The sequence below is a fragment of the Vibrio sp. V12_P9A6T4 genome (assembly GCF_963874835.1).
GTDB classification, from domain to species: domain Bacteria; phylum Pseudomonadota; class Gammaproteobacteria; order Enterobacterales; family Vibrionaceae; genus Vibrio; species Vibrio anguillarum.
In genome coordinates this window covers 16,496-30,983 of sequence record NZ_CAWNJO010000033.1, presented here as the reverse complement: position 1 = coordinate 30,983, position 14,488 = coordinate 16,496, and the positions used below count along the sequence as shown (strand labels likewise).

Sequence of the window (14,488 nt, the reverse complement as noted above, 5' to 3'; positions counted from 1 at the left end):
CATTTTGTTTACTGTCTACCATTCCAATAAAGTCGATACCTTAAAGATCCTACTCGTGCATTTGATCAAAAGTGCGCCGTTAGCCAACCCCTTTGAGAAAGAGCAGATCTTGGTGCAAAGCCCGGGGATGTCGCAATGGCTCAAAATGGCCTTAGCGAAAGAGCTCGGTGTGGCGGCGAACCTTGAGTTTCCTCTACCGGCGACCTTTATCTGGGACATGTTCACTAAAGTGCTACCTGATGTGCCTAAGCGCAGTGCTTTTAACAAAGAAGCGATGACGTGGAAACTGATGCATCTGTTGCCAACCTTGCTCACGCTCGACCCCTTTGCTCCTCTGCAGCGTTATCTTGAACAGGATGATGACCATTCCAAGCTCTATCAGTTGGCCGAGAAAATTGCCGATATTTTTGATGGTTATTTAGTCTACCGCCCCGACTGGATTGCCAAGTGGGAGGCGGGCGATGATGTGAGCGAGATTGGTGATGAGCATCCATGGCAGCCGATATTATGGCAAGCCTTATATCAATACACGCTAGATCAAGGCCAGTCGCACTACCATCGTGCCAATCTCTATCAAAGTTTTATTGATCAGCTTGCGCGTGGCTCGGTTGATTTAACCAAACTGCCTAAACGTTTGTTTATTTTCGGTATTTCGTCACTGCCGCCTCGTTATATGGATGCACTCAAAGCGTTGGGCGAGCAGATTGATGTTCACTTGATGTTTACCAACCCTTGTCAGCATTATTGGGGCGATCTTCGAGATAGAAAAACGCTCGCCAGACTGCACAGTCAGCAACGTAAAACGTTCGCCTTACAAGGTGATGAGATTCAGTTTGAAGGGCAACGCTCGCCGCTTAAAGGCGACATTGAAGCTAACCTCGTGGATGAATTGCATACCGAAGCTGCGGTTGGCAATGAGTTATTAGCCTCGATGGGGAAACTTGGGCGCGATAATCTTTTTTTACTCTCCCAAACGGAAAATGAAGAGCACGAATTTTTTATTGATCTGCCACGCGATAACTTATTGCATCAGTTGCAGGCCGACATCTTACATTTGCAAGAGCATCGAGATGATAGTCAACTGGACAGTAGCGACCACAAACAAGTGATTGCTTTGGATGATCCATCGCTCACTCTTCATGCTTGCCATAGCCCGATGCGAGAAGTGGAAGTGTTGCATGATCAATTGCTGGCAATGTTTGATGCTGACCCTGAACTGAAACCGCGCGATATTATTGTGATGGTGGCGGACATCAATGCTTACAGCCCAGCCATTGCGGCAGTATTTGGTAACGCGCCGGGTGAGCGCTTTATTCCTTACTCCATTTCAGACCGTACGGCAGATCAAGAGAGCCCGATCTTAGCGGCATTTATGCAATTAGTGCATTTACCCGATTCTCGCTGCCTAGCGTCAGAGTTATTAGAGCTGCTTGAAACTCCGGCGATGATGGCAAAATTTGAGCTTAATGAGCAAGACTTTGCGCAAGCCAAATTGTGGGTAGAAGAGTCAGGTATTCGCTGGGGGCTTAATGCTAGCACCGCGCAACAATTTGAGTTGCCGCAGACCGAGCAAAATACTTGGCAATTCGGGGTTGAGCGCATGTTACTTGGTTATGCCATGCCTGCCTCAGCGGGTTTATTTACGCAAGGCGAAGTGACGCTCGCTCCTTATAATGAAGTGCAAGGCATTAACGCTGAATTGGCGGGTAAATTAGCGCACTTTATTCAGCAAGTGAGCCATTACCGCGAGCAGTTAGCGCAGACCCAAAGCGTGGACGAGTGGCGTCGCTTGATCGGTGAGATGCTTGGCGCTTTTTTCAAGGTTGAGTTGGAAGGGGAGCTCGCACTCAAGTCGATTCGTGACACCTTGTCGCAGTTAAAAGATCAACTGGCCGAGGCCGGTTATGAGCAAGCACTTGCGCCAAGTATTATTACTCAATATTTGCAAAACAAATTGTCAGGTACGCGCATCAGCCAGCGTTTTCTGGCGGGACAAGTCAATTTCTGTACTTTAATGCCAATGCGTTCCATCCCTTTTAAAACCGTTTGTTTACTAGGAATGAACGATGGCGTTTACCCGCGCACTATGCCAGCCGAAGGGTTTGATTTGATGAACGGTCGCACCCGCGCTGGCGATCGCTCGCGGCGTGACGATGACCGCTATTTGTTCTTAGAAGCGATGCTCTCGGCGCAGCAAACTTTGTACATCAGCTACGTCGGACGCTCAATTCAAGATAATACCGAACGCGTTCCTTCAGTGTTGGTCTCTGAGCTTTTAGAGTATTGCCAACAAAATTACTGTTTGGTCGGGGATGAAGCGCTTGGCAGCGATCAATCGGCCAAAAATTTAGCCTGTGCTTTAACGACCACTCACGCCATGGTGCCTTTTAGCCCTAATGCTTTTTTGAGTAAAACTGGTAGCTATGCCAAAGAGTGGCTACCTGCCGCCAGTCGGCAAGGGCGAGCCAGTGGTGAGTTTAATCTCGCCCTAAGCGATTATTTACAAGGGGCGAGCTTTCCTGTCAGTTTAGATCTGGTTGAGCTGCAACGGTTTTGGCGTTTGCCTGTGCAATATTTCTTTAACCGTCGCCTTAAAGTGACGTTCGAGCCTCCGTTACCGGTAATGGAAGATGATGAACCCTTTGCCTTAAACGGCTTGGAGAGCTACCAGTTACGCGATGAACTGCTAGAGTTGCTGCTTGATCAACCCAATTCACCGCATGCCCTTGAGAGATTCATTGACCAGCAGCGCGCGCAAGGAAAGTTACCGATTGGTGCTTTTGGAGCCTTGGAATTTGAAACTAATCGCGTGCAAGCACAAGAATTGGCGCAAAGAATCGCTTTCTTATGCCATTCGCCACTTGATGACCAAGAGATCGATCTGCGATTTGAATTGTTTGGTGAAGGCAAAAACGTACAACTGACGGGGTGGCTGACTAAGCGCTATCAATCCGGTTTAGTGCGCTACCGCAGTGGTTCGATTCGCGCGCAGGACTATTTAGCCGCGTGGATTGATCATCTCTCACTAGCGGCGATGGGCGAAAGTCAACCTACTCATTTGATGGGCTACGATCGTAAAGAAGGTGTGCAGCATTTTATTTATCCGCCCATGCCCGATACCAAACAAGCCAAAGCGTTGCTCGCAGAACTGGTGGGTTTGTTTTATCAAGGTATGACAGCGCCGCTCGCTTACTTTCCAAAAACCGCGTTAGCCTGTGTGGAAGCTGGCTTCAGCCGTGGTCAATGGGTTGATGATCGCGATAAATCGCTCAAGAAAATGGCTGATAGCTTTAATGAAAGTTACATGAGCCACGGTGAAGGAAGCAATGTTTACATCGCGCGGATTTGGCCGCAGTGGAATGAAGCCTTAGCTGAGCAGGTGCGTTTATTGGCCACGTTGGTGATGCAAGGACCACGATTGTGGGTTCAAGTAGCGCAGGATGTTTAGCGATGGATAACTGCTTGGAAAGTAAAGTGGCCGCCAGTCAATCATTATTGTGTAGGGCGTTTTCTGTACGGCCACAGGTCAGAGGGACCATGATTTGGTTGGTTCGCATCATCGTGAGATTGACGAAACACGTGGCGCGGATAGTAAAGGCTGCCCGTTTGGCGAACCGTGAGAAAGATCTCACAACGTCTTAATTTATAAACTTATTTTGATTATTCATACCATTATTCAAGCGCGATCACATTCGCTTGCGTATTCAAAGGCTAACTGTTTATGAGTATGACCCCGGCTACGGTCACAACACCATTAAATACCCTTACGTTCCCGCTGCACGGTGCAAGGCTTATCGAAGCGTCGGCGGGCACAGGTAAAACCTTCACCATTGCAGGTTTGTATTTGCGCCTGTTACTTGGGCATGGTGATGCAAAGTCACGTCATCAAGTGCCACTGACGGTCGATCAAATTCTAGTGGTTACTTTTACTGAAGCTGCCACTGCTGAGCTTCGCGACCGTATTCGGCGGCGCATTCATGAGGCGCGTATCGCTTTTTCGCGCGGTTTCAGTGATGACCCTGTTATCAAACCGCTACTTGAGCAAACCCGTCATCACAAGCAAGCGGCGCAAATATTACTGCAAGCGGAACGGCAGATGGATGAAGCGGCAGTCTATACCATTCACGGTTTTTGCCAGCGTATGCTCACCCAAAATGCGTTTGAATCGGGAAGCCGTTTTAATAACGAATTTGTGACCGATGAAAGTCATCTAAAAGCGCAAGTGGTCGCGGATTATTGGCGTCGTCAGTTCTATCCGTTGTCGATTCAGCTTGCTGCGGAAGTGCGCCGTTTATGGTCATCACCAGCGGCGCTGCTTGAAAAAATCAGTGGCTATTTAACTGGCTCGGCGCTAACGCTCTCTGTTGAAGCGATGAGTGGCGATTTAAGCGCGCTTTATCAATCGTGCCTGTCACGCATAGAGTCGTTAAAAAAGCAGTGGCTTGATTCATGCGATGATTTACCGCCGTGCATTGAAGCTTCAGATTTGCATGCAGCAACCAAGAAAGCGTTACTGAAACGGCTAGAAGGGTTAGCGTTGTGGGCAAGCAACCCACAGCATGAATTGAACCTACCGAGTGAATTACAAGAGTTTGCACAAAGCGCGTTGGAAGCTAAGTCGAAAAAAGGTCAACCCCCGCAACATGCGCTGTTCACGACCATTGAGCTCTTTTTGCAACAACCCATCAGCTTAGAAGCGCCGCTGCTGGCGCACGCTATTACTCATTGCCGAGCCATGCTTGCCAAAGCGAAAGCACAAAAGCAGTGGTTATCGTTTGATGATTTGCTCACTCAGCTTTCTGCCGCGATAGATAATGATGAGCTGGGCATACTGACTGAGCGGATTCGCAGCCTTTACCCCGTTGCGATGATCGATGAATTCCAAGATACCGATCCACTGCAATACAGTATTTTTAGCCGTATTTATCTGCCTAAGGCTGAATGCGGTTTGTTTATGATTGGCGACCCCAAACAAGCGATTTACGCGTTTCGTGGTGCAGACATTTTTACCTACATCAAAGCGCGTAAACAGGTGAGCGCACACTACACCTTGGGGACCAACTGGCGTTCTAGCGCGAATATGGTCAATGCCGTCAATCAGATTTTTAGTACGCCTGATAGTGCTTTTATCTACGACCAAGACATTCCCTTTTTACCCGTTGAAGCCAGCCCAAATGCGCAGCAGCGTCAATGGTGGCTTAACGGAACCGTACAACCTGCGCTCACCTATTGGCTGCAAGAAGCGCAAGACAGCCCGTTGCCAAAAGGCGAATACCTGCAATGCATGGCCAAAGCGTGCGCCAGCCAAATTCAGACAATTTTGAGCGCCGCGCAGCATCAACAAGCGTACTTTGATACTGCTAAAGGGCAAAAGAGCGTGCAAGCCGGTGACATCGCAGTCTTAGTACGGACGGGTAATGAAGGTCGTATGGTGAAAGAGGCGCTCGCCACGCAAGGCATTGCCAGTGTTTATCTCTCGAACCGCGATAGTGTTTTTAGCAGCGAGGTAGCACAAGATGTACAGCGTCTATTGCAAGCAGTACTGACTCCTGAACATGATCGCGCCTTGCGGGCCTGTTTGGCCTCACCACTTTTCGCGTTAGATGCTGCCAGCTTGGATGATTTAAACAACGACGAATCGGTATGGGAAAACGCGGTTAACGAATTTAAACAATATCGCCAATTGTGGCTTGAGCGCGGCGTGCTTCCTATGTTGCGCAGTGTGATGAGTAAACGTCACGTCGCTGAACGTTGGTTGGAAGAGCCGCAAGGTGAGCGCTCACTGACCGATTTTATGCACATCGGTGAGCTACTACAGCAAGCGCGACAAGAGATTGATAGCGATCACGGTTTGCTGCGCTGGCTGGCACAAGCTATCAGTGACGCCGAGCATGGCCTAGGGGGCCGTGATGATCAAATTCAACGCTTGGAATCCGAACGCAACCTAGTGCAGATCGTCACTATTCACAAATCGAAAGGTTTGGAATACGACTTAGTGTTTCTGCCGTTTGTGGTTAGCTACCGTGAAGCAAGTGAAGGCAAATATCATGATGCCGTGAATGAGGAAACTGTGCTGGATATTACCGCCAGTGAAGCTTCTCTCAAGCAAGCAGATAAAGAGCGACTTGCGGAAGATCTGCGCTTGATTTATGTAGCGCTGACTCGTGCTGTGTATGGCTGTTTTATCGGCATTGCGCCGCTGCGTAATGGCCGCTCCACCAAAGAGCCAACCGGTGTGCATTTAAGTGCCATTGGCTATCTACTGCAAAATGGTCAAGCCGCAGGCATTGCCGATCTTAACGCTGCGTTGCACGCTCAATCCAATCAATCCATTCGTGTCTCTGAGCCACCAGCAGAGCAACCAGAGCCGTTTAAAGCGTTGAGCGTCGAGACGCCGGTATTGAGTGCCAAAACACTGCAAGCGCAGATTGACCGTTTTTGGCGAATGACCAGCTATTCTGGGTTGGTAAAACAAGGTGTGAAACACGCTAGCCACGACGCGAGTTTAGAAGTCTCAGGCTTTGATATCGACTCTGCTGATGAGCAAGCGGAAGCTTTACTGGTTGAGCCAGAACGTTCCATTTTCACTTTTCCACGCGGTGCAACGCCCGGTACTTTTTTGCATTCTCTCTTTGAAGAGGTAGAGTTTACTGAGCCTGCTAGCAGCGATGCTAACCAAAAAGTGATACTTGATTTACTGGTGCGAGAACAAATCGATATTGAATGGTTACCAGTATTACAAACGCTGGTCGATACCGTGTTACAGACACCTTTAGATGGCAAAACGTTGCGTTTGAACCAAAAAACCGCCACTCAGCGCTTGGTTGAAATGGAATTTCTATTACCGATAGAAGTACTGAGCGCTCCTGCATTGAACCGTGTCATTCAACGCCATGATCCACTGTCGGCCAAAGCCGGAGATCTTGGTTTTTACACTGTGCAGGGCATGCTGAAGGGCTTTATTGATTTGCTGTTTGAGCATCAAGGAAAGTATTACGTGCTGGACTGGAAGTCGAATCATTTGGGGGATGATGTGAGCGCCTATCATGGCGAGCGTTTGAAAGCGGCGATGGCAGAGCATCGCTATGATTTACAATATCAACTCTACGCATTGGCGCTGCATCGATTCTTACGCAGTCGTCTAGCAAACTATGACTACCATCGCCATTTTGGCGGAGTCTATTATCTCTTTTTGCGCGGCATGGATGGCGAGTCTGAGCATGGGATTTTCTCAACCAAACCGAGCTTTGAACTGCTTGATGAGATGGACAGATTGATTGATGGAGAAACCGTAGATACTCGCGCGACCGATGCAGGGCAAATGGAGTTAGATTTATGAGCAGTACGCTAATGACAACGCTTAAGCAGTTAGCGGAAAAAGGCACTATGCGTCAGTTAGATTACCAATTCGCGCTTTTTATCGAACAAAAAAGCCAGCAGCAACTTGGCGCTGAACATAGCCAAGCGCTCGGATTTATTGCCGCGGTGGTCAGTGCTGAATTGGCCAAGGGACATATCTGCTTACCTTTAGTGGATGCTTCAACGGCGCAGGGTGTTGATCTCGCGGCTAAGTTAGGCTTGTTTGGTGAGGCAGCATTGGCGGTCAATCAGCACCTATTGGCGATTGATTGGCCTTGGCTACTCAACCGTTCAGACTTAGTCGGACAACAAGGGGAAGCGGTGCCTTTAATGTTTGATGGGCAACGTTTATATCTACACCGTTATTGGCATTATGAAGTTACCTTAGCACAGCGTTTAATCAGCTTTGGGACACCCATGAGCCTAAAGCCTACTGATGTCCAAAAGCTAAAATTGCTGCTCGATACACTGTTTGCGCGTCAATACCACTTTCTGCTCCATGCGCTTCGCCAATTGCCAGAGACAGCCAATGCATCAGCACGCCAGCAACAAGTGTGTGATTTTCTGGATGTGGTCAACGCCGATGAACTTGATTGGAATGAGATTGATCAAGTCATTAGCCAAGCACGTACGGTGAAAGAACTCGAAGCATTAGAGACGCTGATCCCGCAAAGCGTTTGCATCAACTGGCAAAAAGTCGCAGCGGCAGTGGCACTGACACGCCGCTTTGCCGTTATTTCTGGTGGGCCTGGAACCGGGAAAACCACCACGGTTACCAAATTACTAGCCGCTTTGATTACCCAAGCCCAACAGCAAGGTGAGACGCCCACCATTAAATTGGTCGCACCAACGGGTAAAGCTGCGGCACGTTTAACGGAATCGATCGGTAAAGCGGTGGCTGAACTGGCGGTTGAGCCGGCGTTGAAAGCGGCGATTCCCACCGAGTCGAGCACTCTTCACCGTTTATTGGGCGTCATACCTAACAGTGTTGAGTTTCGTCACCATCAGCGTAACCCGCTGCATTTGGATATATTGGTGGTTGATGAAGCATCGATGGTCGATTTACCTATGATGGTCAAGTTAATCGAGGCATTACCCAAACACGCGCGCTTGATTTTACTGGGTGATAAAGACCAACTTGCGTCAGTCGAAGCGGGCGCTGTGCTGGGGGACATTTGTTCATTTTTGATCTTAGGCTACAGCCGAGCGCACAGCGAACACTTAGCCAAGTTAACGGGTTATCAAACCTTGATTACTCATTCACACCCTAACGCAACCCCGATTTCAGACAGTTTATGCATGCTGCAAAAAAGCTACCGCTTTGATGTCCGATCAGGCATCGGTCAATTAGCAAAAGCGATCAATGCTGGGCAAGTGGCTATGGTGGATGAGGTGTTAAAACGTAATTATGCTGATATTACGCACCACTCACTCAGCAGTGAAAGCTATAACCTAATGCTGAAAACCTTAGTTAAGGAGTATGGCCGTTATCTCACGCGCATCGAGAGTTCTGGTGCTTATACTGCGGAAACTCAAGCCCAAAAAGCCAAAGCCGTATTGGATTGCTTTAATCAATGCCGTTTGCTTTGCGCTATTCGTGAAGGGGATTTTGGGGTAAGTGGTTTGAATCAACGTATTGAACGTGCGCTGGTCGCACGTAAGTTGATCAATACTCAAGATGAGATTTGGTATCACGGCCGACCCGTGATGGTGGCGCGTAACGATCATGGGCTGGGTTTGTATAATGGTGATATCGGCATATGCATGCTTGATACGAGCGAGCAAGAACCGCGTTTGAAAGTGTATTTTGAGCTGCCAGATGGCAGCGTGAAAGCTATTTTACCAAGCCGCGTACCAGAGCACGAAACAGCCTATGCGATGACCATCCATAAATCACAAGGCAGTGAGTTTGATCTAACACTGATGATTTTACCGCCTGATTTTAGCCCGATATTGACCAGAGAGCTTATCTATACTGGCATTACGCGCGCCAAGAAGCAGTTGATGCTTTTTGCTGACATGGGAACGATGAAACGAGGGCTCAAGATAAAAACGCAGCGAGCCAGCGGCTTAGTTACGAGATTAGACAAGAGACTAGCGTAAATCAGCAACTGGAATAAACGAGTTTGAGCAGTCCCCACACAGTTTGAAGTTTACATGGTATGTTGAATTCATTCCGTTGTTTAGGGGAAGCTCAATTAATGATTTGGTGTGCTGCTATGCGAAAGCATGAGTAAAAGAGATGTTTCTGATTTTATAACGATCTTGCGAGCTGAGTATAAAGACTCGTAGCTTGTCGTTAACGGGAAATACGCAATGCACATGTTGGCCTTCAAGGAATTGGTTATCAGCCATATCCCAAAAGCTTTGAAGTGAGTTACAAATAACAGTTTTCATAGAATTTTTGCTCTTAAGTACGTGTCGTAGTAAAAGCAATCCGTGCAAGCCGACCTACTGGTATCTGACCAATCGGTATAAAGCCAAGTTCCTGTGTTGTTCATTAAATGTACATCATTAATGATGTCGGCGGATTCTACACATAATATTAAGTTAAATAAAGCGCTTATTTTGTATACAAAATAATGAAAACGTTTGCACTTGAACAAAGATAAACTATTCACCATAACTTAACGAATAAATACAATATCCTGACGTTAGAGCGTCAGTACTAAAATTTTTGAACGGCGTTGATAGTTGTACAAACTCTGTTTAGTTATCGGTAACGATTCCACACCGACTTCATAAAAACCTTGTTCTCTAAACCAATGCAAACTGTGCGTTGTCAAAACAAAGAGGCGATCTAAACGCATCGATTTTGCTTGTTGCTTCATGTGATTGAGTAACAATAAACCGCGGTTGCCGTCCCGATACTCCTGGTGAATAGCGACACACGCCATTTCTGCCATGCCCTCTTCTGGGTAAGGGTAAAGCGCGGCGCAACCAATCAATAAGCCATCTTTATCAATAATCGTGAATTTGTGGATCTCTTGCTCTAACTGCTCACGTGAACGCCGTACTAATATTCCTTGTTCTTCTAACGGGCGGATTAAATCGAAAATTCCGCCGATATCATCGATCTGTGCCTGACGGACTTGTTCGGCACTTGCCATGACAATCTGAGTACCGATCCCGTCAAAAGAGAACAACTCTTGGATCAAAGCACCATCTTGTTTGTAACTGACTAAGTGACTACGTGGCACACCTGCGCGGCACGCTGAAACGGCGGCTCGCAGAAAGCGTGAGGTACCTGAGCTATTATCCTGAACTTGGTCGGTATCTGCTTCAATACGCTGCATTATCCGTTCAACATCAGATGGGAACAGTTCAGCAATTGCGTTGCCTTGCTCATCGATAATGCCTTGCTCTGAGCAAAAACCGATCAGCTTATCTGCTTTTAGGCGTATTGCGACTTGTGTGGCTACTTCTTCAGAGAGCAAATTAAAACATTCGCCAGTGACGGAACTCGCAATAGGCCCCAGTAGCACGATCGAACCTTGGTCAAGCATACGGTTGATGCCTTCAATATCAATACGGCGAATGCGGCCACTGTGGCAATAATCGACACCATCATCTATACCTAATGGTTGAGAGATAACAAAATTACCACTAACGATATTGAGCTGAGTTCCTGCCATTGGCGTGTTATTTAAGCTCATTGAAAGGCGTGCTGTGATAGCGAGTTGGAGCTGCCCCGCGGCTTGCATGACTAAGCTGAGCGCTTCCTCATCAGTGACCCGAATGCCTTTGTGATAAGGAGTGGAGCAATGATGTGTCGCCAGAATTTGATTGATTTGTGGGCGAGCACCGTGCACCAAAACAATTTTGACACCAAGGCTATGCAGCAGTGCGAGATCGCTGATGATATTAGCGAAATTTTTATCGGCAATCGCTTCACCGCCGAGCATGATCACCATGGTTTTACCACGGTGAGCGTTAACATAGGGAGCAGATTGTCTAAATCCTTTAACGAGAGCTGTACTGCGAATTTTCACTCTGAGAGCACCTTGGTGTTTAAATATGTTCAAATAATGACTTTTTATTCACGTGTCGGCAAGTGGTTTTTTGAGTTTGGTGCAATTATTCAATCGCCGATTTTATCTCTGATTTAGGACACGTTAGACTGCTTGCCAATAAAGGCGAAATATGGCCAAAACCAACGAGTTGAGTCGCATGAAAATGACAAAAAACGTAGGCCTTACGGCTACGCCTCAGTTCACAAACTTGCGAAGACGTAAGTACATTGAACGAGGCTTGATGCTGGTTGTGATGATTGGCTTGTTTTCCGTAGCGTCGCTATACGGTGATCTCTTTACTCGGTTGGAAAACTATTTTTCGCCAAAAGATGAGGTGTATGGGGTTTGGGTTGAGCAGTATGTTGCCCCTTATTCAGCCAAACGAATTGAATTGGGGAAAGCAGGCGTGATCAGTAGTGGCCGAGTACTCACCACTTCATTTGAGTTTGATGGTCATTTTTTAGAATACCAGATTGGTGATACGAGCTATCGTTACAAAATGCGTGATGATAACAATACCGAAATGACACAAATGTCGTCGTCGCACTACAATCCAACCTTCCGATTGTCAGGAAAATACCAAAAAAACCTCCGTTAACAATTCGCTGATTGCGGTTTAGGCGCGAGTTTGTCATGCTTTTAGCAACTCAAATAACGGATAACTTCTGTGATTAAGCAAATTTTTCCTCTTGCGGCAGTACTGCTGCTGTTTGGTTGTGCTCAACCGACCGACCGTGCTCAGCAATATTTGGATGGTGATTTCTCTAAAGCGCTCAACAAAGTAGACACGGTGCAGTCCAATACGCCACGTGACTTTACGCAATTTTCCAAACAGAGCGAACAAGTGGTGACTCGCTCGGCGTCGATGGCAGCGATTTATCAACCTTTGTATCAACAGATCAGTGAATGGATTTTGCAAAGTGGTGATCCACAAGATTTGGCGAATTTTGGAATACAAGCGGCGCAGCTTGGTGGTGGCGATAAAAAAGGTAATGTGCTTTTCACTGGCTATTTTTCTCCGGTGATGGAGCTTCGCCATCAACCGGATGAAATATTCAAATATCCCGTATTTGGTTTGCCTGAATGTTCGGCCGATTGCCCAACGCGTGCGCAAATTTATGATGGTGCGTTAGCTGAAAAAGGGCTTGAGTTAGGTTATGCGGCGAACCTGATTGACCCTTTCATTATGGAGGTGCAAGGCAGTGGTTTTGTGCATTTTGAAGATGACGATACGCTTGAGTACTTCGCTTACGCAGGTAAGAATAACAAAGCCTACATCAGTATTGGCAAAGTCTTGATTGAACGAGGTGAAGTGACACGAGAGAAAATGTCACTCAAAGCGATCAAGGAATGGGTGCTAGCCAATGATGAACCGACGGTGAGAGAGCTGCTAGAGCAAAATCCTTCCTATGTCTTTTTTGCGCCCAAAGCGGCAGCCCCTGTCACTGGCTCTGCTGGTATTCCACTCCTGCCGATGGCATCGGTGGCCGGAGATCGTTCCATCTTTCCAATGGGCACACCTATTTTAGCAGAAGTGCCGCTGCTCAATGCAGATGGTACATGGAGTGGCGCTCATCAGTTGAGAATGTTGATTGTGCTAGATACGGGCGGCGCGGTAAAAGATAACCACCTCGATCTGTACCATGGCATGGGCGAGCGCGCCGGAACGGAAGCTGGGCATTACAAACATTTTGGTCGCGTTTGGAAACTGGGGTTAGAAAACTCAGCCACACAAGCGCCTTGGGCATTGCCGCCTGAAAAGCTACAATAGTGACACAGGTTTCGACCTAGACTTTTAAATAAAGAGTGCGTATAAATCGCACTCTTTATTTTTCTATCGCTTTCAATCGGACTTTTAATTATGCGTGAACTCGATACCCCCGCTTCAGATAGCTACAACCAACGCTTCGGAGGCACTCGTCGCCTTTATGGAAATCGTGAGGTTGAAATACTGCGTGCTGCGCATGTGTGTGTGATTGGTATCGGTGGCGTTGGCTCGTGGGCAGTCGAAGCATTGGCGCGCACCGGCATTGGCGAGTTAACGCTGATTGATATGGACGATGTGTGCGTCACCAACATCAACCGTCAAATCCATGCGATGAGCGGTACGGTTGGGCAAAGTAAGATTGAAGTGATGGCCGAGCGGGTCAAGCTCATCAACCCTGAGTGTGTGGTGCACTTAATTGATGACTTTATCACGCCAGATAACCAGCACCGCTATTTGAGTCAAACGTTCGATTACGTGCTTGATGCGATAGACAGTTTAAAAGCGAAAGCTTCACTACTGGCTTATTGCCGTAGCAATAAAATTAAAGTGATTACCGTCGGTGGTGCGGGTGGTCAAGTTGATCCAACTCAAATCAAGGTCGCGGATTTAACCAAAACGATTCAAGACCCATTGGCAAAAAAACTCAAAGATACGCTTCGTCATCGCCATAATTTCCCTGTAAACCCTGCGCGTAAGTTTGGTATTGATTGCGTGTTCTCGACAGAGCAGCTCAAATATCCGCAAGCCGATGGCAGTGTGTGCGCGGTGAAATCAACCGCAGAAGGGCCAAAGCGGATGGATTGCGCCAGCGGATTTGGCGCTGCGACGGTTGTTACCGCAACCTTTGGTTTTGTTGCCGTAGCGCGCATTGTTGAAAAGTTAATTCAGAAACATAAGGTGTAACGTTAATGACTCCTTTTCCTGCCTCCCCCTTTGATCGTGAGATTAGCGCTGATGACATTGTGGCGACCATGCAAAATTTTACTGGCTGGGAAGATCGCTATCGACAAGTGATCCAGTGGGGGAAGTTATTGCCCACGATGCCTGATGCTTTGAAATCGCAGCAAGTCAGTGTTGCAGGCTGCGAGAGTCAAGTATGGTTAGTGGGGCAGGAGCACCAAGGAATATGGTCTTTCTGTGCCGATTCGGATGCGCGGATTGTGCGTGGTTTAATTGCTTTAGTCCTTGCTGCGTACAACGGCAAGACCTACGCACAAATTCAAGCGTTTGATGTGGATGCTTATTTTGAAAAAATAGGCTTGATTGCCCATTTAAGTCCTTCACGTGGTAATGGCCTTAAAGCCATTGTCGATAAGATAAAAAATATCGATCCAAGCTGAGCATCTCC

The 14,488-nt window shown here is 47.5% G+C and carries 9 protein-coding genes; 7 read left to right on the top strand and 2 right to left on the bottom strand.

From position 1 onward, the window contains the following. The first annotated feature begins 4 nt into the window (after nucleotides 1–4). The 3 genes from recC (at nucleotide 5) to recD (ending at nucleotide 9,462) form a co-directional block, all read left to right on the top strand. Nucleotides 5–3,448 (top strand): exodeoxyribonuclease V subunit gamma, encoded by a 3,444-nt coding sequence (gene recC / locus AACQ42_RS02680; RefSeq protein ID WP_094165960.1) that lies wholly within the window; start codon nucleotides 5–7, stop codon nucleotides 3,446–3,448. A gap of 273 nt (nucleotides 3,449–3,721) precedes the next feature. Beyond that, complete coding sequence (gene recB, locus AACQ42_RS02675; RefSeq protein WP_094165959.1) at nucleotides 3,722–7,339, top strand: exodeoxyribonuclease V subunit beta; 3,618 nt, start codon at nucleotides 3,722–3,724, stop codon at nucleotides 7,337–7,339. Beyond that, nucleotides 7,336–9,462 carry an exodeoxyribonuclease V subunit alpha gene (recD, locus tag AACQ42_RS02670; RefSeq protein WP_094165958.1) on the top strand — a complete coding sequence of 709 codons (2,127 nt, stop codon included), beginning with the start codon at nucleotides 7,336–7,338 and terminating at the stop codon, nucleotides 9,460–9,462. The genes recB and recD overlap by 4 nt, the downstream gene beginning before the upstream one ends. 114 nt (nucleotides 9,463–9,576) lie before the next feature. Here recD and AACQ42_RS02665 read toward each other — a convergent pair whose 3' ends face one another. Further along, nucleotides 9,577–9,756, bottom strand: coding sequence for a hypothetical protein (locus AACQ42_RS02665; RefSeq protein WP_013856153.1), 180 nt, complete (start codon nucleotides 9,754–9,756; stop codon nucleotides 9,577–9,579). Between the two features lie 257 nt (nucleotides 9,757–10,013). Beyond that, the gene (argA, locus tag AACQ42_RS02660) at nucleotides 10,014–11,351 is read right to left on the bottom strand and encodes an amino-acid N-acetyltransferase (RefSeq protein ID WP_026027647.1); all 1,338 of its coding nucleotides are present in this window, start codon (nucleotides 11,349–11,351) and stop codon (nucleotides 10,014–10,016) included. A gap of 151 nt (nucleotides 11,352–11,502) precedes the next feature. Here argA and AACQ42_RS02655 point away from each other — a divergent pair, with 151 nt between their 5' ends. The 4 genes from AACQ42_RS02655 (at nucleotide 11,503) to csdE (ending at nucleotide 14,480) form a co-directional block, all read left to right on the top strand. After that, nucleotides 11,503–11,970 (top strand): DUF2850 domain-containing protein, encoded by a 468-nt coding sequence (locus AACQ42_RS02655; RefSeq protein ID WP_064625834.1) that lies wholly within the window; start codon nucleotides 11,503–11,505, stop codon nucleotides 11,968–11,970. Between the two features lie 69 nt (nucleotides 11,971–12,039). Beyond that, a complete protein-coding gene (mltA, locus tag AACQ42_RS02650; RefSeq protein ID WP_013856156.1) occupies nucleotides 12,040–13,143 on the top strand; it encodes a murein transglycosylase A in 1,104 nt (367 codons plus the stop codon). A 90-nt stretch (nucleotides 13,144–13,233) separates the two neighbouring features. Continuing rightward, nucleotides 13,234–14,043, top strand: coding sequence for a tRNA cyclic N6-threonylcarbamoyladenosine(37) synthase TcdA (gene tcdA / locus AACQ42_RS02645; RefSeq protein ID WP_017049732.1), 810 nt, complete (start codon nucleotides 13,234–13,236; stop codon nucleotides 14,041–14,043). A 5-nt stretch (nucleotides 14,044–14,048) separates the two neighbouring features. Further along, complete coding sequence (gene csdE, locus AACQ42_RS02640) at nucleotides 14,049–14,480, top strand: cysteine desulfurase sulfur acceptor subunit CsdE (protein WP_094165957.1); 432 nt, start codon at nucleotides 14,049–14,051, stop codon at nucleotides 14,478–14,480. Nucleotides 14,481–14,488: the final 8 nt, after the last annotated feature.